29 protein-coding genes are annotated in these 23766 nt (G+C 68.0%); 11 read left to right on the forward strand and 18 right to left on the reverse strand.

All coding sequences use genetic code 11. The features are described 5' to 3' along the window. Window positions 1-6: 6 nt before the first annotated feature. From ACZY1G_RS22195 to ACZY1G_RS22205, 3 genes are all read right to left on the reverse strand, one after another. The gene (locus tag ACZY1G_RS22195; protein ID WP_463816723.1) at window positions 7-699 is read right to left on the reverse strand and encodes a PhzF family phenazine biosynthesis protein; all 693 of its coding nucleotides are present in this window, start codon (window positions 697-699) and stop codon (window positions 7-9) included. A gap of 26 nt (window positions 700-725) precedes the next feature. Further along, complete coding sequence (locus ACZY1G_RS22200; protein ID WP_463816722.1) at window positions 726-1748, reverse strand: alpha/beta fold hydrolase; 1023 nt, start codon at window positions 1746-1748, stop codon at window positions 726-728. 85 nt (window positions 1749-1833) lie between these two features. Next, complete coding sequence (locus tag ACZY1G_RS22205; RefSeq protein ID WP_463823618.1) at window positions 1834-2823, reverse strand: proteasome assembly chaperone family protein; 990 nt, start codon at window positions 2821-2823, stop codon at window positions 1834-1836. A gap of 200 nt (window positions 2824-3023) precedes the next feature. On the opposite strand from ACZY1G_RS22205, the gene ACZY1G_RS22210 reads away from it, so the two are divergent. Next, the gene (locus tag ACZY1G_RS22210; protein WP_463816720.1) at window positions 3024-3824 is read left to right on the forward strand and encodes a trypsin-like serine peptidase; all 801 of its coding nucleotides are present in this window, start codon (window positions 3024-3026) and stop codon (window positions 3822-3824) included. A gap of 2 nt (window positions 3825-3826) precedes the next feature. Here ACZY1G_RS22210 and sthA read toward each other — a convergent pair whose 3' ends face one another. Continuing rightward, the gene (gene sthA / locus ACZY1G_RS22215; RefSeq protein ID WP_463817175.1) at window positions 3827-5233 is read right to left on the reverse strand and encodes a Si-specific NAD(P)(+) transhydrogenase; all 1407 of its coding nucleotides are present in this window, start codon (window positions 5231-5233) and stop codon (window positions 3827-3829) included. Between the two features lie 171 nt (window positions 5234-5404). Between sthA and ACZY1G_RS22220 the strand changes: the two genes are divergently transcribed. Next, window positions 5405-6454 carry a DUF4192 domain-containing protein gene (locus ACZY1G_RS22220; protein ID WP_463816719.1) on the forward strand — a complete coding sequence of 350 codons (1050 nt, stop codon included), beginning with the start codon at window positions 5405-5407 and terminating at the stop codon, window positions 6452-6454. Window positions 6455-6459: 5 nt separating this feature from the next. On the opposite strand, the gene ACZY1G_RS22225 is transcribed toward ACZY1G_RS22220, so the two are convergent. The 3 genes from ACZY1G_RS22225 to ACZY1G_RS22235 form a co-directional block, all read right to left on the reverse strand. Continuing rightward, a complete protein-coding gene (locus ACZY1G_RS22225; protein WP_335331584.1) occupies window positions 6460-7149 on the reverse strand; it encodes a metal-dependent transcriptional regulator in 690 nt (229 codons plus the stop codon). A gap of 140 nt (window positions 7150-7289) precedes the next feature. Beyond that, window positions 7290-8249, reverse strand: a complete 960-nt coding sequence (gene sigB / locus ACZY1G_RS22230; protein WP_463816717.1) for a sigma-70 family RNA polymerase sigma factor SigB — start codon at window positions 8247-8249, stop codon at window positions 7290-7292. A gap of 147 nt (window positions 8250-8396) precedes the next feature. Further along, on the reverse strand, window positions 8397-8816 hold the full coding sequence (locus tag ACZY1G_RS22235) for a DUF3099 domain-containing protein (RefSeq protein ID WP_463816716.1): 420 nt from the start codon (window positions 8814-8816) through the stop codon (window positions 8397-8399). 59 nt (window positions 8817-8875) lie between these two features. On the opposite strand from ACZY1G_RS22235, the gene ACZY1G_RS22240 reads away from it, so the two are divergent. Next, window positions 8876-9112: a DUF3039 domain-containing protein gene (locus ACZY1G_RS22240; protein ID WP_463816715.1), complete on the forward strand. Its 237-nt coding sequence runs from the start codon at window positions 8876-8878 to the stop codon at window positions 9110-9112. Here ACZY1G_RS22240 and ACZY1G_RS22245 read toward each other — a convergent pair. Both ACZY1G_RS22245 and ACZY1G_RS22250 read right to left on the reverse strand, forming a co-directional pair. Next, window positions 9102-10109 carry a YihY/virulence factor BrkB family protein gene (locus ACZY1G_RS22245; RefSeq protein ID WP_463823619.1) on the reverse strand — a complete coding sequence of 336 codons (1008 nt, stop codon included), beginning with the start codon at window positions 10107-10109 and terminating at the stop codon, window positions 9102-9104. The two genes, ACZY1G_RS22240 and ACZY1G_RS22245, sit on opposite strands and share 11 nt — an antisense overlap. 27 nt (window positions 10110-10136) lie before the next feature. Beyond that, entirely contained in the window at window positions 10137-10328 is a 192-nt protein-coding gene (locus ACZY1G_RS22250; protein ID WP_221359708.1) for a DUF7455 domain-containing protein, read from the reverse strand. Window positions 10329-10460: 132 nt separating this feature from the next. On the opposite strand from ACZY1G_RS22250, the gene ACZY1G_RS22255 reads away from it, so the two are divergent. After that, entirely contained in the window at window positions 10461-10832 is a 372-nt protein-coding gene (locus ACZY1G_RS22255) for a DUF952 domain-containing protein (RefSeq protein ID WP_463816713.1), read from the forward strand. Here ACZY1G_RS22255 and ACZY1G_RS22260 read toward each other — a convergent pair. Then, a complete protein-coding gene (locus tag ACZY1G_RS22260) occupies window positions 10781-11185 on the reverse strand; it encodes a RidA family protein (RefSeq protein ID WP_463816712.1) in 405 nt (134 codons plus the stop codon). The genes ACZY1G_RS22255 and ACZY1G_RS22260 overlap by 52 nt on opposite strands. 108 nt (window positions 11186-11293) lie before the next feature. Between ACZY1G_RS22260 and ACZY1G_RS22265 the strand changes: the two genes are divergently transcribed. Then, the gene (locus tag ACZY1G_RS22265) at window positions 11294-12970 is read left to right on the forward strand and encodes a hypothetical protein (protein ID WP_463816711.1); all 1677 of its coding nucleotides are present in this window, start codon (window positions 11294-11296) and stop codon (window positions 12968-12970) included. A gap of 17 nt (window positions 12971-12987) precedes the next feature. Here the strand turns inward: ACZY1G_RS22265 and ACZY1G_RS22270 are convergent, their stop codons facing one another. The 3 genes from ACZY1G_RS22270 to ppgK all read right to left on the reverse strand — a co-directional run bounded on the left by ACZY1G_RS22270 (window position 12988) and on the right by ppgK (window position 16558). Next, entirely contained in the window at window positions 12988-14073 is a 1086-nt protein-coding gene (locus ACZY1G_RS22270; RefSeq protein WP_463816710.1) for a methyltransferase, read from the reverse strand. 57 nt (window positions 14074-14130) lie between these two features. Further along, complete coding sequence (locus ACZY1G_RS22275) at window positions 14131-15558, reverse strand: RNA polymerase sigma factor (protein ID WP_463816709.1); 1428 nt, start codon at window positions 15556-15558, stop codon at window positions 14131-14133. Between the two features lie 196 nt (window positions 15559-15754). Next, window positions 15755-16558, reverse strand: coding sequence for a polyphosphate--glucose phosphotransferase (gene ppgK / locus ACZY1G_RS22280; RefSeq protein ID WP_463816708.1), 804 nt, complete (start codon window positions 16556-16558; stop codon window positions 15755-15757). Between the two features lie 125 nt (window positions 16559-16683). On the opposite strand from ppgK, the gene ACZY1G_RS22285 reads away from it, so the two are divergent. Continuing rightward, complete coding sequence (locus ACZY1G_RS22285; RefSeq protein WP_463823620.1) at window positions 16684-17544, forward strand: inositol monophosphatase family protein; 861 nt, start codon at window positions 16684-16686, stop codon at window positions 17542-17544. 2 nt (window positions 17545-17546) lie between these two features. On the opposite strand, the gene cei is transcribed toward ACZY1G_RS22285, so the two are convergent. Continuing rightward, entirely contained in the window at window positions 17547-18203 is a 657-nt protein-coding gene (gene cei / locus ACZY1G_RS22290) for an envelope integrity protein Cei (protein ID WP_463816706.1), read from the reverse strand. A gap of 180 nt (window positions 18204-18383) precedes the next feature. Here cei and ACZY1G_RS22295 point away from each other — a divergent pair, with 180 nt between their 5' ends. Next, window positions 18384-18686 carry a DUF4193 domain-containing protein gene (locus tag ACZY1G_RS22295; RefSeq protein WP_043408120.1) on the forward strand — a complete coding sequence of 101 codons (303 nt, stop codon included), beginning with the start codon at window positions 18384-18386 and terminating at the stop codon, window positions 18684-18686. A gap of 39 nt (window positions 18687-18725) precedes the next feature. Here ACZY1G_RS22295 and ACZY1G_RS22300 read toward each other — a convergent pair whose 3' ends face one another. Further along, a complete protein-coding gene (locus tag ACZY1G_RS22300) occupies window positions 18726-19205 on the reverse strand; it encodes a DUF3093 domain-containing protein (RefSeq protein ID WP_463816705.1) in 480 nt (159 codons plus the stop codon). Between the two features lie 25 nt (window positions 19206-19230). Here ACZY1G_RS22300 and dut point away from each other — a divergent pair, with 25 nt between their 5' ends. Continuing rightward, a complete protein-coding gene (gene dut / locus ACZY1G_RS22305; RefSeq protein WP_463816704.1) occupies window positions 19231-19695 on the forward strand; it encodes a dUTP diphosphatase in 465 nt (154 codons plus the stop codon). A 2-nt stretch (window positions 19696-19697) separates the two neighbouring features. After that, the gene (locus tag ACZY1G_RS22310) at window positions 19698-20438 is read left to right on the forward strand and encodes a DUF3710 domain-containing protein (protein WP_463823621.1); all 741 of its coding nucleotides are present in this window, start codon (window positions 19698-19700) and stop codon (window positions 20436-20438) included. A gap of 14 nt (window positions 20439-20452) precedes the next feature. Here ACZY1G_RS22310 and ACZY1G_RS22315 read toward each other — a convergent pair whose 3' ends face one another. After that, entirely contained in the window at window positions 20453-21163 is a 711-nt protein-coding gene (locus ACZY1G_RS22315; protein ID WP_463816702.1) for an alpha/beta hydrolase, read from the reverse strand. A gap of 135 nt (window positions 21164-21298) precedes the next feature. Between ACZY1G_RS22315 and ACZY1G_RS22320 the strand changes: the two genes are divergently transcribed. Together ACZY1G_RS22320 and ACZY1G_RS22325 are read left to right on the forward strand one after the other, a co-directional pair. Next, on the forward strand, window positions 21299-21670 hold the full coding sequence (locus ACZY1G_RS22320) for an OB-fold nucleic acid binding domain-containing protein (protein ID WP_046366313.1): 372 nt from the start codon (window positions 21299-21301) through the stop codon (window positions 21668-21670). Then, entirely contained in the window at window positions 21667-22416 is a 750-nt protein-coding gene (locus tag ACZY1G_RS22325; RefSeq protein ID WP_463823622.1) for a DUF3159 domain-containing protein, read from the forward strand. The genes ACZY1G_RS22320 and ACZY1G_RS22325 overlap by 4 nt, the downstream gene beginning before the upstream one ends. Window positions 22417-22422: 6 nt before the next feature. On the opposite strand, the gene ACZY1G_RS22330 is transcribed toward ACZY1G_RS22325, so the two are convergent. Both ACZY1G_RS22330 and ACZY1G_RS22335 read right to left on the reverse strand, forming a co-directional pair. Then, a complete protein-coding gene (locus tag ACZY1G_RS22330) occupies window positions 22423-23088 on the reverse strand; it encodes a potassium channel family protein (protein WP_463816700.1) in 666 nt (221 codons plus the stop codon). A gap of 4 nt (window positions 23089-23092) precedes the next feature. After that, complete coding sequence (locus ACZY1G_RS22335; RefSeq protein WP_463816699.1) at window positions 23093-23764, reverse strand: potassium channel family protein; 672 nt, start codon at window positions 23762-23764, stop codon at window positions 23093-23095. Window positions 23765-23766 lie beyond the last annotated feature (2 nt).

Genomic DNA, 23766 nt, shown 5'->3' on the forward strand with positions numbered 1-23766 from the left:
GATCGCTCAGTCTATCTCGCGGTGTCCGTCCTCGACCACGCGCCCGGCCACCTGAACCCACCCTTGTGGGCTCCACACCGTCTGAATGACCGAGCCGCGGCCCTGAACGATGGTGAGGTCGCGACTCAGATACTCGGTGATGCGCACGGCCGCAGCACCGGTCGCTTCGTCCTCGCGAATACCGAGCCCTGGGGCGAACATCCGTGACTGAATGGCTCCCGCCTCTCGGTCGCGCCAGGTCCACAGATAGTGCTCGTCGACGTCGCCGTCGCCGAAGTCCTCGGGGTCGGCAGCCGCCAGAGAATCGACGCTGTCGATGTCGTAGATCGCGAATTCGGGCGCCCATTCGGCACGCGCGCTCACCATGGTCAGGTCATCGGCGTAGTCGACCTGGACGATGCCGGCAGGCACCTGCAGCGTCCGGATCGGCGTGCCCTGATGTTTGAGCCACCATGCCGCGCCGACGGTCGGATGCCCGGCGAAGGGCAACTCGGTTGTCGGGGTGTGGATGTGAGCATGCGCCGTGTGCGTGCCGAGCTCGGGTGTGGTGACGAAAATCGTTTCGCTGTAACCCAATTCGGCTGCAATGCCCTGCCGATCCGCGGGGGATACGGTAGCGGAGTCGATGACGCCGAGAGGGTTACCGAAGTCGCCGTTCTCGTCGGTGAAGACACGCAGAACGGTCACGTGGATCGCCATGAGCCGATGCTACGTCGTCGGCGCGCTCAGGTGGCGCTGCGCTCGTCTGCGCCCATCGCATCGAGAACAGCGACGCGAGTGTCCACCGAACCCGACAGCGCGCTCTCTTCGATCCCGGTGCGCAACAGCGTGCGCAGATACTCCTGGTCGTACACCGCAGGTTGGGTTCCGTCGATGAACTTCTCGACCACCTCCACGAAGCGGTCCGGATCGTCGTGGAAAGGGAAATGCCCGGAGCCCGGGAAGATCTCGAGCCGCGAGCCTGGCATCGCGGTATGGGCCATCTCGGCATGGTCGACCGGAATCACCGAATCGCAGCTGCCCCAGATCAGTTGCACCGGTACGGACTGCGTCAGATAGCAGCGATCGAGCATCGTGACGACCTGGCCTCGCCAATCCACGACGGCCCGCAACGTGCGTGCGAATGCCGACGAGGCCGTCGGCTCCGGCAGATCGGCGAGGATTCGCAGCATGTCCGGGATGTCGCGGCCCACGCCGGTCGACCCGAACATCGCACCTCCGAGGCGGCCCACGAGCTGCAGGGCCGGGAGCACCAACGGCAGTCGCAGCAGCGCAAGGGCTTCGGTGCCCATCGGAAGCGACGCCACCCGCAGCGCGATGTTGACGTCTTTGGTCACTCCGCCTGCACCGACGAGGATGAGCCTCTCGACCAGCTGGGGGAACTGGTAGGCGAACTGCATGGCCACGCCGCCGCCGAGCGAGTGCCCGACCACGGTGACACTGTCGATGCCGAGCACGCTGAGAAGGTCCCGCATGCCGTTGGCGTAGGCGGCCACCGAATAGTCGGCGCGCGGTTTGTCGGACTTCCCGTGGCCGAGGAGATCGGGGGCGATCACCGTGAACCGCTGCGCAAGCGCGGTCTGCACCGTGCTCCAGGTGGTGGAGTTGTCACCGATTCCGTGGATCAGCAGGATCGCGGGCCCGGAGCCGGCGATGCGATAAGCGCGCCGATATCCGTGGATCGTGCGGAACTGCAGCGTCGGCGTCAGTTCGCGCACCGTGCGCAGGTTCGGCTTGCGTTCGGTCATCGCCCCAAGTCACATGTCATGTCGCCCACTCCGTCGTCGGGACAGCTACGCACGGACCCCGGCGGGCCCGCTGGACCCGGTACGACTACGAGCTGTCCCGGGGGTCGTCCTTGTCTTTGTCCTTCTGGTACTCGCCGGCCTGCTGAGCGAGGAACCGCTCGAATTCGGCACCGAGTTCGTCGCCGCTGGGCAGGTCCTCATCGCGCGCGAGAAGAGACCGGTTCTCTTGTGCGGCGACGAACGCATCGTATTGCCTCTCCAGGGCGTCCACCACCTGAGCGACCTCCGCGCTCGCGGCCACCTGCTCGTTCACCTTCTCGGCGACCTCGGCTGCAGCCCGGCTCAGTTCGGCGGTCGGGATCTGCAGTGATGCGGTGCGTGCCACCTCCGCGAGCAGTATTTCCGCGGCCGCCGGGTAGTCGGTCTGCGCCAGATAGTGCGGCACGTGCACGCTGAAGCCGACCACTTCGTGCCCGTGCTGGGCCATCCGGAACTCCAGCAGATTCGACACGCTGCCCGGCACCACGACCTCGCCGACCCAGGGCTGGTGTTCGGTGATCAGCTCCTTGTCGTTGGCATGGGCGGTCAGGGTGATCGGACGGGTGTGCGGCACGGCCATGGGGATCGCGCCCAGGCCGATCACACGCCGCACCGCCAGTCGCTCCGACAGCAGCCGGACCGCGGTGATGAAGCGCTCCCAGCGCAGATCCGGTTCGAGGCCGGCGAGCAGCAAGAACGGCGTACCGACGCTGTCGCGCACCGCGTACAGGTTGAGTTCGGGCTCCTCGTAGCTGGTGAAGTGGTCGGTCTTGAACGTCATCAGCGGGCGTCGTGATCGGTAGTCGAGCAGTTCGTCGATCGCGAAGGAGGCCACCAGTTCGGTGTCGAGGGTGTTTTTCAGGTGCTCGGCGGCCAGCTTGATGGCCCGGCCCGCGTCCGAGAAGCCCTCCAGTGCGTGGATCAACACCGGTCCGCGACCGTCGGGGGAAGAGAGCGAGGGCGCGGGGAACTCGAGCTCGTACATGCCTGTCTGCTCGGGTTGGTAGTGCTGACCGGACTCTGTTTCGTCAGCCATGGCCCTCGCCTCCTCTCGATGTCGGGTGTTCCACCAGTGTCCCTCACCGGCGATCGTGCGCCCCACCGGAGTCATCCGTGTGCGGCAACACCACCCGTGAGTTCGAACACTGGTCGACCGATGTGGCATTCCGCGGCGTCGGGCCGGTTCTACCCTCGTCGGCCGTCATGGAAACGCCACATGGAGGATCATCGGAGGGTATGCGCCTGTTCGCCTGCGCTCGGCCCGTGCTGGCCGTGCTCACCACGGCCTCGCTGACCTCGTGCGGGGCCGCCTACTCGGAGCCGCCGCCGGCGAAGGCCCCGGTGACGACGAACGCCGAGCAGACGCTTGCCGCCGCCCACCCGGTATCGCCGGATACCCGAATGGGGGCGCTGTTCTACGCCAGCGACGACCTGCACTTCTGCACAGCCTCGGTCGTCGAGTCCGCGGTCGCCGATCTGATCCTGACCGCCGCGCACTGCGTCACCGACGGAGCGGACACCACGTTCGTGCCCGGGTTCTCCGATGAGGCGTCACCGGATGACAGGTGGCGCCTCGACGCCATCTACCTCGACCCGCGCTGGATAGCCGACCAGGATCCCGCAGCTGACGTCGCCGTCGCGCGGGTGAGCCGCAACGACGGTGATTCCCTGCGGTCGCTGGCAGACGGTGGTCTGCACCTGGGTGTCGCGCCCGCCCCCGGGACGCCGGTCACGGTCGTCGGCTACGGCGCCGGCGTCGGCGGAGGGCCGACTGCGTGCTCTGCGGCGACCGCACCGCCACGGGACGGGTTCCCGGTGGTGCGCTGCGACGGCATCGTTGCCGGCTTCTCCGGCGCACCGTGGATGGTGGGGTCGACGGTGGTGGGGGTCATCGGTGGACTCGACGGCGGGGGATGCCGCGACGAGGTGTCCTACACGCCGGCCTTCGGAGACGCCGTGCGCACGCTCGTGGCCCGTGCGGAATCAGGAGGGCCGTCCGACGATCCGCCGGCGAGTTTCGACGACGGTTGCACCTAGACCTAGGCGCGGAACTGCTTGAGGGCGCGCAACTTGTTCATCACGTCCAGCGCGGCGACCTTGTAGGCCTCGGAGAACGTCGGATAGTTGAACACCGCGTCGACCAGGTACTCGATGGTTCCACCGCAGCCCATCACCGCCTGCCCGATGTGCACCAATTCCGTTGCGCTGGTACCGAAGATGTGCACCCCGAGCACGGTCAGGTCTTCTGTCGAAACCAGCAGCTTGAGCATGCCGTAGGAATCGCCGGCGATCTGGCCCCGCGCGAGCTCCCGGTATCGCGATATCCCCACCTCGTAGGGCACGGAGTCCTTGGTCAGCTGCACTTCCGTCGCTCCGACGTAGGACACCTCGGGGATCGAGTAGATCCCGATCGGCTGCAGCTCGGTCATCCCGCGGCACGGTTCGTCGAAGGCGTGGTAGGCCGCCAGCCGGCCCTGATCCATCGAGGTGGCTGCCAGTGCGGGGAACCCGATGACGTCGCCGACGGCGTAGATGTGATCGACCTTGGTGCAGAAGTTGTCGTCGACGAAGATGCGGCCCCGGGCGTCGGCTTCCAGGCCTGCGTTGGCGAGATCGAGGTGTTCGGTCTGGCCCTGCCGGCCGGCGGAGTACATCACCGTTTCGGCCGGGATCTTCTTGCCGCTGGCCAGAGTGGTCACCGTGCCGGTGGCGCCGACGTCGACGGCGGTGACCTCCTCACCGAACCGGAACGTGACAGCCAGATCCCGCAGATGGAACTTCAGCGACTCGATGATCTCGGGGTCGCAGAACTCCAGCATGGCGTCGCGCTTCTCGATGACCGTCACCTTTGTGCCCAGCGCGGCGAACATCGACGCGTACTCGATGCCGATCACGCCGGCGCCGACGACCACCATGGACGTCGGCAGGGTCTTGAGATCGAGGATGCCGTCGGAGTCGAGCACCCGCTCGTCGTCGAACTCCACGCCCGCGGGGCGGGCGGGTTTGGTCCCCGTGGCCAGCACGATGTATCGGCCCTTCACCGTGGTGTGCTCGCGGCGGTCGGGATCGTCCACTTCGATGGTGTGCGCATCGACGAACCGGCCGTGACCGGAGATCAGGTCGATGCGGTTGCGCATCAGCTGGGAGCGCACGACATCCTGTTCCTTGCCGATGACGTGGGTGGTCCGGGCAAGCAGATCGGCAGGCGTGATCTTCTCCTTGACCCGGTAACTCGCGCCGTAGAGCTCGCGCTGGCTCATGCCGGTCAGGTAGACGACGGCCTCGCGCAGCGTCTTGGACGGGATGGTTCCGGTGTTGACGCAGACCCCGCCGAGCATGCGCCCGCGTTCGATGACCGCCACGGACTTTCCCAGTTTGGCGGCGGCGATCGCGGCTTTCTGCCCTCCCGGACCCGAGCCGATGACCACCAGGTCGTATTCCACCATCGAAGCCATGCAGACAGACTCGCGCGGTTGCCGCCGGTACGCATGCCGGCGGAGGTCAACTTCTCGTGAACACTGCCCACTGTTATCCCCAAAGCCGAATCGATCCCCAGTTCGGCGGGGCTGCGATGGCGACAGCGCCTCGGTGTCGGTGTCGGTTGCCAGGTTGGCGATATGTCCTCAACACCACATCCCGACGCTCCTCTCGACCGGCCCGGCGCCCTGATCGCGGCGCTGCCTGCCGTGCTGGGTTTCGCGCCCGAGAAATCGATCGTGCTCGTCACCGTCGCCGACGACGAGATGGGCGCGGTGATGCGCGCCGATCTGTCTGAGCCGCGGGAGACGTGTGTGCCGCATCTGGCCGAGCTGGCGGCGGCGTCGGGCGCGGAGGCGGTGATCGCGGTGATCGTCGATGCGGAGGGAGCGAGCTGCCCCATGTGCAAGGACCTGTATCGAGAGTGGGCGGGTGACCTCGAGGGGGAGTTGGGGCGGTGGGGGATCGAGTTGCTCGCCGCGCACGTCGTCGACGCGGTTGCTGCCGGTGGGCGGTGGAGGTGCGCCGACGGGTGCGGCGCCGCCGGTGCGGTCGAGGATCCGAGCGCATCACCCGTCGCGGCGGCGGCGGTGCTCGACGGCCGTCGGCTCTACGCCCGCCGCGATGAGCTGCTCGACGTCGTCGCCGTCAGCGATCCCGCGCACTGCGCCGAGCTGGCTGAAATGATCGGGGCCGCGGGGCCGCTGCAGGGTGATCGCTCGGGCGCCTTTGCGCGCAGCGACATCGAGCATGCCCTGCAGTGCGCGGAACAACTCGCCGCCGGGGAACCGGTCCGCGACGAACAGGCCAGCCGGCTGGCGCTGTCGCTGACCGATCCGCGGGTTCGCGACACGCTCTATGCGCTCGCCGTCGGCGACCGGGCGGGCATGGCCGAGGCGTTGTGGGCCGAGCTGTCGCGCCGGCTTCCCGCGCCGTGGCGTGTGGAAGCGCTTGTGCTACTGGCCTTCTCGGCGTACGCGCGAGGCGATGGGCCGTTGGCCGGGATCTCGCTCGACGCAGCACTGCGGTGTCAGCCGCTGCACCGGATGGCGGGAATGCTCGATCAGGCACTGCAGTCCGGTCTACGGCCGGAGCAGATCCGGGAGCTCGCGCGCACCGGGTACCGGCTCGCAGCACAACTCGGCGTCCGTTTACCGCCGCGCCAGACGTTCGGCAGGCGCGCCGGGTGATGCGGTCAGACCTTCTCGACCTTCACGGCGTGGGCCATCTCGTGCGGCAGCTCGACCTGCTCGTGTCCGGGAATCACGATCATCACGCCGCCGTGGTCGTTGACCTCGACGGTCACCCGCGCGTTGGGTACCACGCCCGCGTCTTTGAGCCGCGCGATCAAATCGACGTCGCCCTGGACGTGTTCGGTGAGCTGGCGCACCACCACGGCGACGGGCATACCGGCGGGCAGTTCAGTCAGGCGGGCCAGGTTGTGGGTCTCGTCGAGCCGGCTGTCCACGCCGAGCTCGGCAAGCCCGGGAATCGGGTTGCCGAACGGTGATGTGGTGGGGTTGTCGAGGACCTGCACCAAGCGGCGCTCGACGTCCACGCTCATCACGTGCTCCCACCGGCACGCTTCGGCGTGTACTTCTTCCCACGGCAGACCGATCACGTCGACCAGCAGACGTTCAGCGAGCCGGTGCTTACGCATCACCGCCACGGCCAGCGCCCGGCCCTTGTCGGTCAGTTCGAGGTGCCTGTCGCCGGCGACGCGCAGGAGGCCGTCGCGCTCCATCCGTGACACGGTCTGGCTGACGGTGGGACCGCTCTGTTCGAGACGCTCTGCGATACGTGCGCGCAGCGGTACTACGCCCTCTTCTTCGAGGTCGTAGATGGTTCGCAGATACATCTCGGTGGTATCGACTAGGTCATTCATTCGCACACCCTCCGTCTGGGGCGAGTCTACCGGCCACCCGATCGGTTAGCGGCTCTTCCTGCGGCGACACCGGCCACACGGGCACGACACAGCAGGAGGCCCGCCGGGGAGTTCCCGACGGGCCTACTGGCAGGACACGTCTAGCTGGCGTACGACCGGAGCCGGTCGGCGCGTTCGCCGTTACGCAGCTTGGCCATCACTTCGCGCTCGATCTGACGGACCCGCTCCCGGGAGAGCCCGAACAGCTTGCCGATCTGGTCGAGCGTGCGCGGCTGGCCGTCGTCGAGTCCGAAGCGCAGACGAATCACCTGCTGCTCGCGTTCATCGAGAGTGGCCAGCACGTACCGGATGTCGGTGTGCAGCAGTTCGGAAATCACGGCGTTCTCGGCAGACATCGCCTCGGCATCTTCGATGAAGTCACCCAGCGGTGCCTCCTCGTCGCTGCCGACTGGCATGTCCAGGCTCACCGGATCCCGGCTGTGCTCCAGAAGGTCGGTGATCTTCTCCACGGGGATGCCCGATTCTTCGGCCAGTTCCTCGTCGGTTGCCTCGCGGCCGAGGTTCTGGTGCATCTCGCGCTTGATGCGGGCCAGCTTGTTGACCTGCTCGACCAGGTGCACGGGCAGGCGGATGGTGCGGCTCTGATCGGCCATGCCTCGGGTGATCGCCTGCCGAATCCACCAGGTGGCGTAGGTGGAGAACTTGAATCCCTTGCTGTAGTCGAACTTCTCCATGGCGCGGATCAAACCGAGGTTGCCCTCCTGGATGAGGTCCAGCAGCGGCATCCCACGGCCCGTGTAGCGCTTGGCCAGCGACACCACGAGACGCAGATTCGCCTCCAGCAGGTGGCGACGGGCTGCTTCACCGTCACGAACCACAGCCGCCAGATCACGCTTGCGGTTCTCGCCCAACCGCTTACGGGTGGCGAGAAGATGCTGCGCGTAGAGCCCCGCCTCGATCCGCTTGGCCAGTTCGACCTCGTCGGCGGCATTGAGCAGAGCCGTCTTCCCGATCCCGTTCAGATACACCCGCACCAGGTCGGCGGCGGGGGACTGAGCGTCGAGGTCTTGGTCCATGCGGCTGGTGGTGGCATTTGCCATGACGGCCTCCTGATCGGGTGGAACTTTCAAGAGCTACAACGCCCCAGACCCGCTCAGAGTTCCCACGATGGATCCGCTTCACACCTTCTGATCAGCGGTTATTCGGGCTCGACCTGAGAATGTGCTGAGAAATGAGCAAGAACGCGCTCAGCTGCGGAAGTCGTCGCCCGAATTGTCCGCATCAGGTTGCGGTGCCCGGGGACGGCCGATATCGAGGGCCGGCCGCTCTGCGGTCGGGAACAGCGGAATGCGCGGTTGATTCCGGTAGCGCCGAGGCTCTTCGGCGCGCCGCGGCGGTCTGTCGTTGGCGATCAGCACGGCCATCCACGGAAGCGGGATGGCCACCACGACGATGGCCAGCGAGACGAGGCCGTTGTGCCAGATGCCATAGGCGACGGCGGCAAGGATGAGTGACGGAATGCGGAAGGACATCAATGCCAGGTACTTCCGCACCCGCTGACGGTGCTGTTCCTCGTAGGCGGGGGCGGCCTTGGTGATCAGTACGGGTCGGCCCTCGTCGTCGAAACTCAGCTCTTGGCCTTGTTTCATATCTCCACTGTTCCACATCGGGAGCAGGCAATGCCTGCCGCATTTATTACCAATTGATTCCCAGGCAGAATGGCGTCATGCAAACCCAGACCATCGAGCGCCCCGACACCGACGAACGCGTCGACGACGGCACCGGCGACGACACCCCGAAGTTCTTTCACTACGTCAAGAAGGACAAGATCGCCGAGAGCGCCGTCATGGGCACGCACGTCGTGGCGCTGTGCGGTGAGGTGTTTCCCGTGACCCGTTCGGCCAAGCCGGGATCGCCGGTCTGCCCGGACTGCAAACGCATCTACGACCAGCTCAAGAAGTAGCGGCGTCCGAGTCTTTCGCCGCTGGTGTGGTGGCGGGCGCGGATCCGTTGCTGCTCACCGTGTCCGATCGGGTCTCCAGCCATTCGCGCACGCGGTTGACGTGCGTGGCCGGCGCCGGCCATTCCTCCTCGATCGCGGCGTTCAACTCTGCGCCGATCATGATCGCGAACCCGAGGAAGAACGCGAACAGCAGGAACGCGATGGGTGTGGCGAGCGCTCCGTAGGTGTAGCCGGTGCTGGTGATCCAGGTCAGGTACACCCGTAGACCCCACGTGGCGACGAGGAACACCGTGGTCGCCAGCACCGAACCCACGAGCAGGCGGTGCGTGGGCAGCGGTTTGGGCAGCGACACCCGGTACAGGACGTTCACGGCGACGGTGATTGCCACGAACAGCACCGGGTAGTAGCCGAACCGCAGCACGTTGTCCCAGCTGTCGGGAATGAACTCGGCAATCTTGCGCGGCCCCAGCGCCAGGAACGGCGCTGTGATGATGGCTCCTACCAGCATGACGACGTAGAGCCCGAGCGCGTAAAAACGCTGGCGCACCGGATGTCTGAGCAGTGTCTGGTCGTGCGCCTCCGTGATCGAGTCGACGAAGGCCGAGATGGCCGACGATCCCGCCCACAGTGAGATTACGAAGCCGACCGACACGACCTCACCCCGCGCGCCCCGCACGATGTCCCGCACGGTCGGCTCGATGATCTCGCTGACGACGTTCGGTGAGAAGAACCGTCCCGCAGTGCTGATCAACTGGTTTTCGATCACCGGCAGCGTGTCGGGTCCGAACAGTGGCGCGATGTAGGCCAAGCTGCCCAGCATGCCGAGCAGCAGCGGCGGGAGCGAGAGTGCGCACCAGAACGCTGCCTGAGCCGATTCGGAGAAAATCGAATCGTCCCAACTCTTCGACAGCGTTCTCAGTGAGATCTGCCTGATGTGGTGACGCGACGGGGTCGGCCGGAACGCTCGGTCACCCGAACGCGAAGACTGGTCAGTCATGACCAGCACAGCATGGCTGATTTCTGGCTACGACTCCACCGGGCTCGCCTCGAGCACCGCTGCAAGTTCGACGAGCTTGGCCTCGTGCTCGTTGGCGTGATGCTGGCAGAAGAGTAGCTCAGCGCCCGACGGAAGCTTGGCGCGTACCTTGGCCGCCGCTCCACACCGGTCGCAGCGATCAGCCCTGGTCAATTCCGGACTGGTGAGCGTTGCGGTCATGGCACCTCCATAGGGTGTAGCGACGTAGTTCTACTGTGTCAGACGCTTGGGGTTTCGGCCTTGTTCCCCGGGGGTTTACGGGTGTGTCGTGTCTCACGGCCGTCCGATCGACGACTCTGAGAGGCGGCTGGTATGCCCGATCCCCGAACTGCTGCGGATTACGTGCACCTGTGCACCGCTGACGAGTGGGCAGCTGCGGTGGCGTGCGGCGCGCACCGGCCCTCCTCGCTGTCTGACGTCGGCTTCGTACACCTGTCCGCACCGCAGCAGGTCCATCTGCCCGCCAACCGGCTGTACGCCGGTCGCGCGGACCTGGTGCTGTTGCACGTCGAGGGGGCACGTCTGTCTTCTCCTGTTCGCTGGGAGCCGGGAGTCCCGACCGATCCAGATGGCATGGAGTTCCCACATTTGTATGGAGAACTGCCGATAGACGCTGTGATCCGCGTCACTCCCTACGAGCCGGGGCCTGACGGACTGTTCGCTCCGCTGCCGACCTCGACATAGGCGTCGGCCTCGATCTCGACGAACAATCCGGGATCGATCAGGGCCGACACCTCGACCATGGTCGTCACCGGGCGGATGTCTCCGAAGACGTCGGCGTGCACGGCCCCGACCTCGCGCCACGACGCGATGTCGGTGACGAAGATGCGGGTCCGCACGACATCGGACAGGGAGGCCCCGACCTCGCCGAGCGCGATAGCGATGCGCTGCAACGTTTCTCGCGTCTGAGTGGCCGCATCAGGACCCGGAGCGGTGGTTCCTGCGACGGCGACGAGCGGCCCGACACGCACCGCCCTGGAATAGCCGACCTGGTCTTCGAAGGGTGAGCCGGAAAAGGCGTTGACTCGCTGGTGCACGCTGCCAACCTAGCCGCCGTCATCGCCTCGGTGAGGTGCGAGAATCCACGCGGCGTCGGCGTGCCTATTGACTGCGGTCATAATTTGCCGGTTAGATTCCAGCAATTCATGGACTCAATCGCGGGGGGATCGAACATGTCCGGAGTTGGGCGCAGCGCAGCGGCCGGCCGTCATCGCGTCACGGCGCGGCAGTGGTTCGTGGCGGGTACCGGTGGGGCGGCGATGGTCGGGGCCGGCTTCGTGATGGCCCTACAGCCCGGCGCGGGCAATCCGATTCGGCTGGAGGTCGCTCTGGCCTCGACCGAATCGAGCATCTCGTCGGAAGAGGTTGCCGCACAGGATGTGTGGTGGCTAGGGCGGTCCGGAACTGTTCATGGCGACGGTGGGTCGACGTCTGCCGCTGCGCCTGGAACGGTTCCGCGTGTCCGGATGATCGGCACGGGCGGCTGGCTGATCGGTGACGGCGCCGATGCTGCGGCGGACTGCACGGGCGCGGCCTGCAACGGCCGCAACGGCGGTCTGCTGTGGGGCGATGGTGGCGACGGCGCCAACGGTGGCAAAGGTGGCAACGGCGGACTCCTTGGCGGAAATGGCGGCCGCGGGGGAGATGGACGCTATCCGGGCCAGGACGGCGGAGCCGGTGGCAACGCCGGACGCTTCGCCGAAACCGGCAACGGAGGCGACGGCGGCAACGGTGCGGATGGCGGGCCGGGCATGGCCGGCGGCAAGGGTGGCGCCGGTGGGGCGGCCGGATCGCTGCACGGAAACGGCGGGAATGGCGGCGCCGGCGGCAAGGGCGGGGTAGGCCTCGACGGGGACAACCCGGCTCCCAGCGGCCGGGGCGCGACAGGCAACCCCAGCTATCTGGGTACCTCCGGATTGCCGTTCGCCGGCACCATCGTCGATGGGGCGATCACCGGCGCCAACGGTGGTCGCGGTGCCGACGGGGCTGCGGGCAGCAACCAGTCCGGCGGACAGGGTGGCACCGGGCAGGGCGCCAGAGGCCTCCTGGGAGGACGTCACCTGTTCACGGTCAGCGGAAACGGTGGCGACGGCGGTGACGGAGCCGGCGGCGGGATGGGCGGCGACGGCGGGAACGCCGGGCTGGCGCAGCAGAACGCGCCCGGCGCGGCAGCGTTCGGCGGCCGGGGCGGCAACGGCGGCGCCGGTGGCACCGGTGCCCGAGGTGGTGACGGAGGCGATGGCGGCAGCGTCGACATCGGTTCCACAGTGGGCTTTGGCGGCACGGGCGGTAACGGCGGCGCCGGCGGGACCGGCGCGACGGGCGGCACTGGTGCGACGGGCGGCGCAGGCGGCGCAGGCGGCCGCGCAGGCCGGCTCACCGGCACCGGTGGTGTCGGCGGCGCGGGTGGCGCGGGCGGCCAGGGTGGCACCGGCGCGACAGGCGGCACGGGTGGCGACGGCGGCGACGGCGGGATCGACCTGTCCGACCCGGTGCGCGGCACGGTGACTGACGGCGACGGAGGCGACGGCGGTGTCGGTGGCCGCGGCGGGACCGGCGGTGCCGGCGGTGCCGGTGGCACCGGTGGACGAGGCGGCGCGGGCAGCGAAGAGGAGCATTCGGCAGGTAGCGATGGTGTCAGCGGAGCGACCGGCGGCGGCGGTGCGGGCGGGTTCGGTGGCCGCGGCGGCAGCGGCGGCTCCCGCGGTGACAACGCCGGAGCGGCGGGATCGTCGGGCGGTGCCGGAAGCGCGGGACGCGGAACGGCCGGCGGTGCCGGGGGCGATGGCGGTACCGGCGGGGCGGGCAACCGCGCTGACTAGACGGGCCTAGACGGGGCCTAGACGGGCACCGCCTCGATCACCGACAGCGGGCTGACCGTCGGGATCACCTTGGTGAGTCGAAAACCCGCTTGGCGCAACAACTCCGAGTACTCGGCTCGAGTGCGTTCCCGGCCGTGCAGCATCAGCAGCATCTCGAGGTCCAGCATGTGTCCGATGAACGATGACGCGCGTTCGGGGAGCACCATTTCCAGCAGGACGAGCTTGCCGTCGGCGACGATGCCGGTGCGGATGTTCCGCAGGATCGTGGCTGCGTGCTCGTCGTCCCAGTCGTGGATGACGTTCTTCATCACGTACAGGTCCGCGCCGGCGGGTACGCGATCGAGAAACGACCCGCTCTCGACGCTCGCGCGTGCGGCGACGCCGGCGGCCTCGAAGACCGGAGCGGCACCCTCGACGACCGCAGGCAGATCGAAGAGCACCCCCCGCGCGTCCGGTGCTTTCTGCAGGATGGTGGCCAGAACCGCCCCGTGCCCACCGCCGACGTCGACGGTGAGCCGGCTGCCGGTGAAGTCATAGGCCTGCAGCGCAACGTCATTCGACAATCCGCTGGCCGCGGTCATCGCGTTGTTGAACACCTCGGCGAACTCGGGGTCGGTGTCGAGGTAGTCGAAGAACGGCATCCCACGCAGCATGTCGGCGGCAGGCTCACCCGTGCGCACCGAGTAGTCCAGGCTGCCCCAGTCCGCCCATCGCGCCGGATGCCCGATGAACAGCACCATGTCGCGCATCGAACCCGGGGCGTCGGCCCGCAGCGCCTGACCCACCGACGTCAACGCAAAGCGACCGTCACGACGCTCGCGCAGGGCGCCGCGACTGGTCATGGCGCGCATCAGTCGATGAACCGCACCGGGATGGGCTCCCACGGCCGCCGCGACGTCCGCCGAGTGGCGTGGACCGCCGGCCAACTGGTCGGCGATGCCGAGCTTGGCCGCGACATAGAGCACCTGGGTGGTCCAGGCGCCAGTGGCGATTTCGAGCAGCGCCACGTTGCCGGGGGCGGTGCCACGATGCCACTTTGCGAGCGCTGCACGCATCCGATCGATCGCCCGGATCGCCGCCACCGGCGGAAGAGGTCGTCCCATGGCGGTGACAGTAAGTGAACCGCCTTGAACAATTCTTGGACGACGCTTGGTGACGACCTAGTCGAGGTAGTCGCGCAGGACCTGCGACCGGCTGGGGTGGCGCAGCTTGCTCATCGTCTTGCTCTCGATCTGGCGGATGCGCTCACGGGTGACCCCGTAGACCTGCCCGATCTCGTCGAGCGTGCGCGGCTGGCCGTCGGTGAGGCCGAACCGCAGCCGCACCACACCGGCTTCGCGTTCGGACAGCGTCTCGAGCACCGACTGGAGCTGGTCCTGCAGCAAGGTGAAGCTCACGGCGTCCACGGCCACGACGGCCTCGGAGTCCTCGATGAAGTCGCCGAGCTGACTGTCGCCCTCGTCGCCGATGGTCTGATCGAGCGAGATGGGCTCACGCGCGTACTGCTGGATCTCCAGCACCTTCTCCGGCGTGATGTCCATTTCCTTGGCGAGCTCTTCGGGAGTGGGCTCGCGACCCAGGTCCTGGAGGAGCTCACGCTGGATGCGGCCGAGCTTGTTGATGACCTCGACCATGTGCACCGGGATGCGGATCGTGCGCGCCTGGTCGGCCATCGCGCGCGTGATCGCCTGCCGAATCCACCAGGTGGCGTAGGTCGAGAACTTGTAACCCTTGGTGTAGTCGAACTTCTCGACCGCACGGATCAGACCGAGGTTGCCCTCCTGGATGAGATCCAGGAACGCCATCCCGCGACCGGTGTAGCGCTTGGCCAGCGAGACCACGAGGCGCAGGTTGGCTTCGAGCAGATGGTTTTTCGCGCGGTCGCCGTCGCGGCAGATCCACATCATGTCGCGACGCTGGGCGGCAGGCAGTTTCTCGCCCTTCTCGGCGAGTTCTGCCATGAGCTGCGTGGCGTACAGACCGGCCTCGATGCGCTTGGCCAGCTCGACTTCTTCCTCGGCGTTGAGCAGCGCGACCTTGCCGATCTGCTTGAGGTAGGCGCGCACCGAGTCGGCGGAGGCGGTGAGCTCGGCGTCCTTACGCGCTTGGCGCAGCGCCTCGGATTCCTCTTCGTCCCAGACGAAGTCACCGGAGGCCTTGTCCTTGTCCGAGGGCTCGGCGATGTCATCGTCAGCGCCGTCCTTGCCGGCTGCAGCAGGCTTTCCGGCCGCTACCGGGGCGTCGGTCGCATCGTCGGCGGCGGGCTCGTCGGCCTCGTCGTCGCTGCTGTCGTCGACCTCGATGTCGTCGAGCTCGATCTCGGCGTCCTCGACGTCGAGATCCTCGCCGGGCTCGGCTTCGAGTTCGTCAGTGGTCTCCAGCTCGTCGGCGTTCAGGTCGGCGTCGACGCCGTCGGGGCCGGCCGCCTTCTTGGCCCGGCCGCGACCGGCGGGAGCGTCTGCGGCTTTGGCCGGTCGCTTGGCGGTGCTCTTCACCGCCTTCTTCGCGGGCGCCTTCTTCGCGGGAGTCTTGGCGGCGGTGCGCTTCACCGGCTCATCGGTTGCCGGGCTTGCCTTTGTCGCTGCCACGTACACCCTTCCAATCGTGCGGGTTTCGGCGCGCATGCGTGCGCCACCAAAAGTGTCGGCTATGTCGAATGTCGGCGACGATCTCTAGTGAGGATGCTCCGCCGCTCTCGGTGTAGGCGGCCGCCGTCGACCATTGTAACGACAGTGTGGGTGCGTACCGTGCCGAGCGGCAAATTTGACGGGCGCGCCGCGTCGGTTACTTGTGAGTAGCCGTGACGTCGACCGCGGCGGCCATCGCCGCGCCGACGATGCCGGCGCTGTTCTGCAGGGCCGCGGCGACCACCGGGGTGCGGTTCTCCAGCAGCGGAATCCACTTGTCGGCCTTGCGGCTGATGCCGCCGCCCGCGATGAACAGGTCGGGCCAGATCGCGTTCTCGATGGCCACCAGCACCTTGGTGACCTCTTTGGTCCAGCGTTCGTAGCTCCAGTCCTTGCGCTCTTTCACCGAGCTCGCAGCGCGGTGCTCGGCTTCCTTGCCCTCGACCTCGATGTGGCCGAACTCGGTGTTCGGCAGCAGCGCACCGTTGTGGATCACCGCCGAACCGATACCGGTGCCGAACGTCAACAGCACGATCACCCCGGTGTGGCCGCGCCCGGCCCCGAACTTCTCTTCAGCGAGCCCGGCGGCGTCGGCGTCGTTGAGCACCGTCACGGGCTGGCCGCCCAGCGCTGAGCTGATGACCTCGCGCGCGTTGGCGCCGATCCAGGACTTGTCGACATTGGCCGCGGTCTGCACGATGCCGTCGGACACCACGCCGGGATAGGTGACGCCCAGCGGTCCCTCCCACCCGAAGTGCTTGACCACCTCCGCGATCGTGGCAGCCACGGCATCCGGAGTGGCCGGCTGCGGGGTCAGTAGCTTGTACCGGTCGCCGATCAGCGTCCCGGTATCGAGGTCGACGATGCCGCCCTTGACGCCGCTGCCGCCGACGTCGATGCCGAATCCGCGGCGCTGCGAGCCGTTTTCGGGCGCGGTCGCAGGTGAGTCGGTGGCAGTCATGCAAGCTCCTCTGCACAGGTGGGCGGCCCGGGTGGTGCCCACCCTATCGGCTGGCCAATCGCGCGGGGCGTCAGTCGGCCATCCCGGGCCGCCGCGGCGGGCGTCGGTGTGCTGCGATGGTCGGTGTGAGCGAGATCGACACCGAACCACTGGCCGTCGCGGAAGTCGCCCAGCAATTGGCCGCCGAAGCGGCGGCGTTCGTCAGGCGCCGCCGCGCCGAGGTGTTCGACCAGGCCAGTCAGGCCGACGCCGACGCCGCGATCCGATCCAAGAGCACGCCGACCGACCCGGTGACCGTCGTCGACACAGAGACCGAACGTCTGCTGCGCGAGCGGTTGGCGCAGCTGCGGCCGGGGGAGCCGATCTTGGGGGAGGAAGAGGGAGGACCCGAGGGCGGGCAGGACGAGAGGCTCACATGGGTGCTCGACCCGATCGACGGCACGGTCAACTTCGTCTACGGCATCGAGGCGTTCGCAGTGTCGATCGGCGTGCACCAGGGCGGCGTGCCGGTGGCCGGCGCGGTCGCCGACGTCGCGCACGATGCCGTCTACGCGGCCGCGGCAGGTCACGGGGCCTGGGTGGTACGCGACGGGCAGAGCACCCGGCTGCGCTGCAGTGCGGCGTCGTCGTTGCCGATGGCGCTCGTCGGCACCGGGTTCTCCTACCAACCCGACGATCGTCGGCGCCAGGGCGCCGTCGTGGCGCAGCTGCTGCCCGAGATCCGGGATCTTCGGCGTATCGGGTCCTGCGCCCTGGATCTGTGCATGGTGGCTGCGGGCCGGCTCGACGCCTACTTCGAAGACGGCGTCCACGTCTGGGACTGGGCGGCCGGCGGGCTGATCGCCGCGGAGGCGGGCGCTGTGGTGCGAGCGCCGAGGGCCACGGGAGCGGGGCTCATGGTGGCGGCCGCCCCTGGGGTGGCCGGCGCGTTCGACGATGTCCTGCGGCGCTGTGGTGTGGATCTCGACGGTGCCGGGGACCGCTGAGGTCAGCAGGTCTGCGTGTGGATCTTGGTGAGCAGCGACGGATCCGCGGGGGCAGTGGCGTCGGGCATCAGGCTGGCCAGCACTGCGTCGATGTCGTCACTGTGGGCCAGCTCGGTGAAGTCGGTGCCGATCGCCAGGTCGACGGTGTCGTCCTGGCGCTGATCCTGGAAGAGCTCGGTGCACGGCGCCACCAGCCAGAGCGACGCGGCGGCGGCACGGCCGGCGGGGCCGAACCGGATCTGGCCCTGGCACTCCAGTCGCCCGTTGGCGTAGACGGGATCGTTGGCAGCCTCGGGCTCGTTGAATCCGAGATCACGCAACGCGCCGGCCACTTCGGCCGCTTGGCCGCCCTGCCCGCTGGCGTTGAGGACTTTGATCCTCGTGTCGGCGAGCTTGGCGGGGGTGACGTCGGTCATGTCGGAGCGGGACACCTGCTCCCCGAGGGTGGGGGTCGGCGCGTTGGGGTCGGCGGGGGCGGGCGGGCGGTTGCACACGGCGACCTCGCGCACGTCCGGCGGTTGTGACAGCGCGATCACCCAGACCAGCAGCGCGGCCACGGCCAATGCTGCGAACATCAAGGCGCCGGGCAGGAAGTTCCGTCGCCGGAACGGGCGTCCGTTCTTGTCGAACGCAGTGCCCTCGGTGATTTGCGCGACCACGGCACAGACTCTAGAGGCCCGCGCGCCGAGCCTCCTACCGGCACCGACAGGCCAACGGTCGGCCATGTGATGCAAATCACATTGGATCCGAGCTCATTCCGGGCACGAATCATTTGGTGGAAGCGTTCGACGCTGGTACAAAACCAACGCTGCAACGAGCTTTTTCGGAGGGGACAGGCCATGGCTACCGATTACGACGCCCCACGGCGCACAGAGACCGATGACGTTTCCGAGGATTCCCTCGAGGAACTGAAGGCACGCCGAAACGAAGCTCAGTCTGCTGTCGTCGACGTCGACGAATCCGAGACCGCCGAATCGTTCGAACTGCCGGGCGCTGATCTGTCGGGCGAGGAACTGTCCGTGCGGGTGATCCCGAAGCAGGCAGACGAGTTCACCTGCTCGAGCTGCTTTCTGGTGCACCACCGAAGCCGCCTGGCCAGTGAGAAGAACGGCATGATGATCTGCTCGGACTGCGCGGCTTAGGACCTCTGCACGGCTTAGGACCTCTGCACGGCTTGTGGCTCAGGAGTTCAGGGCCGCGAGTACCCGGTCGGGGTGGCGAGCGCTGATCAGCCAGTACGGCGTCGGATCATCTGGATCGTCGAGCACGAGAAGAACGAGCGGACCCACCCACGCCCGGTGCACGACGTAGGCGGCCGGGTCGAGTTGTCGACCCAGTGCCGCCGATTTCGCTGTCTTGGGCACCGTCGCCGACCGGGTGATCACCGCGGCGGGAAGGTGCGCACGTCCCACCCACAGCTCGGCGCTCCCGGTGCCGGGGTCCACCACCGCGATCTCCATCCGGCCGAGCCACAGCAGGGCGACGGCAGCCACAGGAAGAAGCAAGGCATACGGCAGCCACAGCGGCAGGGCAGGGACGCCCTGGTTGATCTCGAGGCCGATCAGCGCGGCAAGCCCCAACCCTGGCAGCCACCACCACCACGGCACCCAAAGCCGTTCGCGGTAGCGAACGCTGCGGGCGGTGGTGTGCGTGTCGGACACGGGGCCAAGAGTAATCTCTGACGCCGTGCCCACCTCCCTGCCGGTCGTTCGCCTGGATCCGGAACTGCCGATGCCCGAACGGGCCCACGACGGGGACGCGGGAGTGGACCTGTTCAGTGCCGTCGACATCGAGCTGGCCCCCGGCCACCGGGCGCTGGTGGGCACCGGAATTGCCGTAGCCATCCCGCACGGAATGGTCGGGCTGATCCATCCGCGGTCGGGATTGGCTGCGCGTGTTGGCCTTTCGATAGTCAACAGCCCGGGGACGATCGATGCCGGATACCGCGGCGAGATCAAGGTGTCGCTGATCAACCTGGATCCGCAGACGTCCATCGTCGTACACCGGGGGGACCGCATCGCCCAGCTGCTGGTGCAGCGGGTGGAGTTGCCCGAGCTGGTGGAGGTCACTTCTTTCGACGAGGCAGGGTTGGCCGACACGACCCGCGGCGCCGGAGGCCACGGATCTTCCGGCGGGCATGCCAGTCTGTGACGATGGCCTCCAGAGACGAACCGACAGACCCTGAGGTGGTAGCAGTGGAAGCCGACGAGGAACTCGAAGGCCCGTTCGACATCGACGATTTCGACGACCCGGACCAGGCCGCCGTCGCGCGGCTGGATCTGGGATCCGTGATGATCCCGATGCCTGAGGCGGGACAGGTGCAGGTCGAGATCAACGAGACCGGGGTACCCAGCGCGGTCTGGGTGGTGACGCAGCACGGCCGCTTCACCGTCGCTGCCTATGCGGCACCGAAATCGACGGGCCTGTGGCGCGAGGTCGCCTCCGAGCTGGCTGAGTCGCTGCGCAAGGACGTGCCCAAGGTCAGCATCGAGGACGGCCCGTGGGGCCGCGAAGTGGTGGGCTCGGGTGGTCCGGCCGTGGTCCGCTTCATCGGTGTCGACGGCTACCGCTGGATGATCCGCTGCGTGGTCAACGGCCCCGAAGAGAGCATCCGAGCGCTGGCCGAGCAGGCCCGTGAGGCCCTCGCCGACACGGTGGTCCGCCGCGGCGACACCCCGTTACCGGTGCGCACCCCGCTTCCAGTCGCCCTTCCCGAGCAGATGGCCGAGCAGCTGCGTGCCGCCACCGAGCAGGCTGCCGCCGCGCAGCAGGCGCAGGCCGCTCCGGAACAACAACAGCAGCAGCCCGAGCCGCCGCAGCCACCCGACGGTGCGGCGCGCCGCGCAGCGCAGGGATCAGCGATGCAACAGCTACGCACCATCACCGGCGGCTGACCAGCGCTACGGCGTCAGCGCTGGGCCTCCGCCAACGCGGCGACGCAGGCCGTGCCCAGCACTGACGGGTCGGCGCCGATGTCGGCCAATGTCACAGTTCGCAACGCCGCGCGTGGTGCAGCAGCCACCCACTCGAATCCGACCTCCAGTGGGTGGACGGCGTCGTCGGTGGCCGAGACCACCCCCATCGGTGCGGAGAGTGCCTCGAACTCGCCGACGCTCGGCGCGACGTAGCGGGCGGCAGCGTCCATCGCCTCCGGAAGGTCGGGCCACTGCCCGACCCACGACCGGGTCAGCTCCTCGGCCAGCCACGCTGGGCTCGACGCCTGCATCGCCGAGGTGGTCGACACCAACCCGTCGCGGCGCAGCATCTCCGCCGACGCCCGGGCGGCCAGCGACGCCGGAGCGGTATCGGGCGGGCCTGTCCACGCCGGCAGTGCGGCGAACACCGCGACCACATCGCCGGGGTGTGACAGTGCCCACGCCGCGGCCACTGCGGCGCCGATGGACACGCCACCCACGGCCATCGGCCCGGCGGCGGCGCGGGAGGCGTCGGCCAACGCGTCGAGGTAGCCGTCGATGAGGCGGTGCGGTTGCGGAGCCGGCGTCACCACCACCGCGCCGAGCTGGTGCAACGCCGGCGAAAACGCCCGGTCGACGAAGTTCTCGTCCGACCCGGTGCCGGGCAGGAGCACGGTCGTGACACCGCGGAGATCGACGGTCATGTTTCGATCGTGCCTGGTCGTGGAATCAGCTGTCCCGCGACCCGCCGCGGCGTTCGCATCTGGGAACCAACAGGTCTACCGTGGCGTTCGGTTGGAGTAGGCACAGCAAGTAGTGGTAAGAGGTCAGGAGAAGCCATGGCTACGGCCGAGGGTTACCTACGGCGGCTCACCCGTCGTTTGACCGAAGACCCTGAGCAGCTCGACGTCGAGGAACTCAGCGACGACGTGGAGAGCACCGGGGCGCAGAAGGCGATCGACTGCCAGCGCGGTCAAGAGGTGACCATGATCGGGACGCTGCGCAGCGTCGAGTGCAACGGCAAGGGATGCTCCGGCGGGGTGAAAGCCGAACTGTTCGACGGCACCGATTCCGTAGTGCTGGTTTGGCTCGGTCAGCGCCGCATCCCCGGTATCGAACAGGGTCGCACCCTGAAGGTGCACGGCCGCGTCGGCAAGCTCGACAACGGCGCCAAGGCGATCTACAACCCCCACTACGAGATCCAGAAGTGAGCGCACCCGGCGACGAACCGGGCACCGAGGCCACACCAGACACGCCGGCACGCGGCGCTGCCGTCCTGGAGCAGATGGGCGGCATCAGCGGCCTCATCTACTCCTCGCTGCCAGTGGTGGTCTTCGTTCCGGTCTCCACTGCCTTCGGCCTGCTGCCTGCCATCGCGGCGGCGCTCGGCGTCGCGACGCTGATCCTCATCTGGCGTCTGGTCCGCCGCGATTCCGTGCAGCCGGCGATCTCCGGCTTCTTCGGTGTCGGGATCAGCGCGCTGATCGCCTACCTCGTCGGAGCGTCCAAGGGCTACTTCCTGCTCGGCATCTGGACGTCGCTGCTCTGGGCCGTCGTGTTCGCCATCTCCGTGGTGATCCGCCGCCCCATCGTCGGGTACATCTGGGGCTGGGTGCAGACCCAGGATCGCAGCTGGCGCGACGTGCGGCGCGCGGTGTACGCCTTCGACATCGCCACGCTCGTGTGGGTCGCGGTGTTCGCCGCCCGCTTCCTCGTCCAGCAGCACCTCTACGACGAGGACCAGACCGGCTGGCTGGGAGTGGCGCGCATCGCCATGGGTTGGCCGCTGACCGCGGTGGCGGCGCTGGTGACCTACGGCGCGATTCGGGCGGCCCGACGGGCGGTGCGTGAGCAGGCTCCGACCCCGGCCGAGACGGCTACCGGGACCGAGACGGCTGCCGGGACCGAGACGGCTGCCGCGACCGAGACCGACGATTCGGTGTCCGAGCAGCGCTGAGCGGACTCAGCGCTGGCGGGGCCGTAGGAGCAGTTCGCGCAGTTCGTCCTCGACCTGGGCCACGGCCACGAAGAGCAACTCGTCGCCGCCCTCAAGGGGTTCGTCCCGTTCGGGGACGATCACTCGCGGCCCACGCAGGATCGTGACCAACGTTGCGTCGCGTGGCAATTCGAGGCGCTTGACCGGCTTACCGCCCCAGGGCGTGTCGTCGGGCAGCGTGATCTCCACGAGGTTCGCCTGGCCCTTGCGGAACTCCATCAGCCGCACCAGGTCACCCACCGAGACGGCTTCCTCCACCAGCGAGGCCAGCATCCGCGGCGTCGACACCGCGACATCGACACCCCAGGCCTCGTCGAACAACCACTCGTTGCGTGGATCGTTGACGCGGGCCACCACGCGCGGCACCGCGAACTCGGTTTTCGACAGCAGGCTCAGCACCACGTTGGCCTTGTCGTCGCCCGTCGCGGCGATCACCACGTCGAACTCCTCGAGCTTGACCGCCTCCAGCAGGCTCAGCTCGCACGCGTCGCCGAGGCGCCAGTGCGCCGCCGGAATCGCTTCCACGTCGATGTGGTCGGAGTCGCGTTCGAGAAGGGTGACGTCATGGGACTCGACCAGCTCGCGGGCGATGGACCGGCCGACCGCACCCGCACCCGCAATCGCAACTTTCACGTCCTCAGCCCTCCGCGTCTTCGCTCGGCGGTAGCGCCGCGATCGCCAACGCCTCGGCGACATGACCGGAGATCGCGGCCAGGTACACCTGATCGCCCGCCTGGATCACCGTCTTGGGGTCGGGCAGCAGGCCCGCGCCGAAGCGGATGATGAACGCGACGCGGCCCGACGTGGCGGCCTCCAAGTCGGTCATCCGACGGCCGGCCCAGCTCTCGTGCAGGGCGAGCTCGGTGACACCGACGTTGCCGCTCGGGTCACGCCACTTGGTGGTCTCCGTCTCGCGGATGAGGACGTTGAGCAGTCGGTCGGTGGTCCACGGCACCGTCGCGACGGTCGGAATGCCCAGACGTTCGTAGACGGCGGCACGCTTGGCGTCATAGATGCGGGCCACGACCCGCTGGACGCCGAAGGTCTCCCGCGCGACACGCGCGGAGATGATGTTCGAGTTGTCGCCCGAGGAGACCGCAGCGAACGCCGACGCGTTCTCGATGCCCGCGCGGATCAGCACGTCGCGGTCGAACCCCATGCCGAGTACGCGTTGGCCCGGGAACGAGGGGGACAGGCGGTGAAAAGCCGTGCCGTCACGGTCGATGACGGAGACGTCGTGGCCGATCCTGGCCAGACTGTCGGACAGCGACGCGCCGACGCGGCCGCATCCCATCACCACTACACGCACTG

It is taken from the genome of Mycobacterium sp. IDUB_5 (genome assembly GCF_055419565.1).

What these genes read in the sequence shown, in the direction of transcription:
- ACZY1G_RS22235 (WP_463816716.1), bottom strand. Translation starts at nt 8,816, where the DNA reads ATGTGGAACAGTGGAGATATGAAACAAGGCCAAGAGCTGAGTTTCGAC.
- ACZY1G_RS22295 (WP_043408120.1), top strand. Translation starts at nt 18,384, where the DNA reads ATGGCTACCGATTACGACGCCCCACGGCGCACAGAGACCGATGACGTT.
- sigB (WP_463816717.1), bottom strand. Translation starts at nt 8,249, where the DNA reads ATGGCAAATGCCACCACCAGCCGCATGGACCAAGACCTCGACGCTCAG.
- ACZY1G_RS22220 (WP_463816719.1), top strand. Translation starts at nt 5,405, where the DNA reads ATGTCCTCAACACCACATCCCGACGCTCCTCTCGACCGGCCCGGCGCC.
- ppgK (WP_463816708.1), bottom strand. Translation starts at nt 16,558, where the DNA reads ATGACTGCCACCGACTCACCTGCGACCGCGCCCGAAAACGGCTCGCAG.
- ACZY1G_RS22320 (WP_046366313.1), top strand. Translation starts at nt 21,299, where the DNA reads ATGGCTACGGCCGAGGGTTACCTACGGCGGCTCACCCGTCGTTTGACC.
- ACZY1G_RS22270 (WP_463816710.1), bottom strand. Translation starts at nt 14,073, where the DNA reads ATGGGACGACCTCTTCCGCCGGTGGCGGCGATCCGGGCGATCGATCGG.
- ACZY1G_RS22240 (WP_463816715.1), top strand. Translation starts at nt 8,876, where the DNA reads ATGCAAACCCAGACCATCGAGCGCCCCGACACCGACGAACGCGTCGAC.
- ACZY1G_RS22245 (WP_463823619.1), bottom strand. Translation starts at nt 10,109, where the DNA reads ATGACTGACCAGTCTTCGCGTTCGGGTGACCGAGCGTTCCGGCCGACC.
- ACZY1G_RS22210 (WP_463816720.1), top strand. Translation starts at nt 3,024, where the DNA reads ATGCGCCTGTTCGCCTGCGCTCGGCCCGTGCTGGCCGTGCTCACCACG.
- ACZY1G_RS22310 (WP_463823621.1), top strand. Translation starts at nt 19,698, where the DNA reads ATGGCCTCCAGAGACGAACCGACAGACCCTGAGGTGGTAGCAGTGGAA.
- ACZY1G_RS22315 (WP_463816702.1), bottom strand. Translation starts at nt 21,163, where the DNA reads ATGACCGTCGATCTCCGCGGTGTCACGACCGTGCTCCTGCCCGGCACC.
- ACZY1G_RS22250 (WP_221359708.1), bottom strand. Translation starts at nt 10,328, where the DNA reads ATGACCGCAACGCTCACCAGTCCGGAATTGACCAGGGCTGATCGCTGC.
- ACZY1G_RS22205 (WP_463823618.1), bottom strand. Translation starts at nt 2,823, where the DNA reads ATGGCTGACGAAACAGAGTCCGGTCAGCACTACCAACCCGAGCAGACA.
- ACZY1G_RS22200 (WP_463816722.1), bottom strand. Translation starts at nt 1,748, where the DNA reads ATGACCGAACGCAAGCCGAACCTGCGCACGGTGCGCGAACTGACGCCG.
- ACZY1G_RS22255 (WP_463816713.1), top strand. Translation starts at nt 10,461, where the DNA reads ATGCCCGATCCCCGAACTGCTGCGGATTACGTGCACCTGTGCACCGCT.
- sthA (WP_463817175.1), bottom strand. Translation starts at nt 5,233, where the DNA reads ATGGTGGAATACGACCTGGTGGTCATCGGCTCGGGTCCGGGAGGGCAG.
- ACZY1G_RS22225 (WP_335331584.1), bottom strand. Translation starts at nt 7,149, where the DNA reads ATGAATGACCTAGTCGATACCACCGAGATGTATCTGCGAACCATCTAC.
- ACZY1G_RS22195 (WP_463816723.1), bottom strand. Translation starts at nt 699, where the DNA reads ATGGCGATCCACGTGACCGTTCTGCGTGTCTTCACCGACGAGAACGGC.
- ACZY1G_RS22265 (WP_463816711.1), top strand. Translation starts at nt 11,294, where the DNA reads ATGGACTCAATCGCGGGGGGATCGAACATGTCCGGAGTTGGGCGCAGC.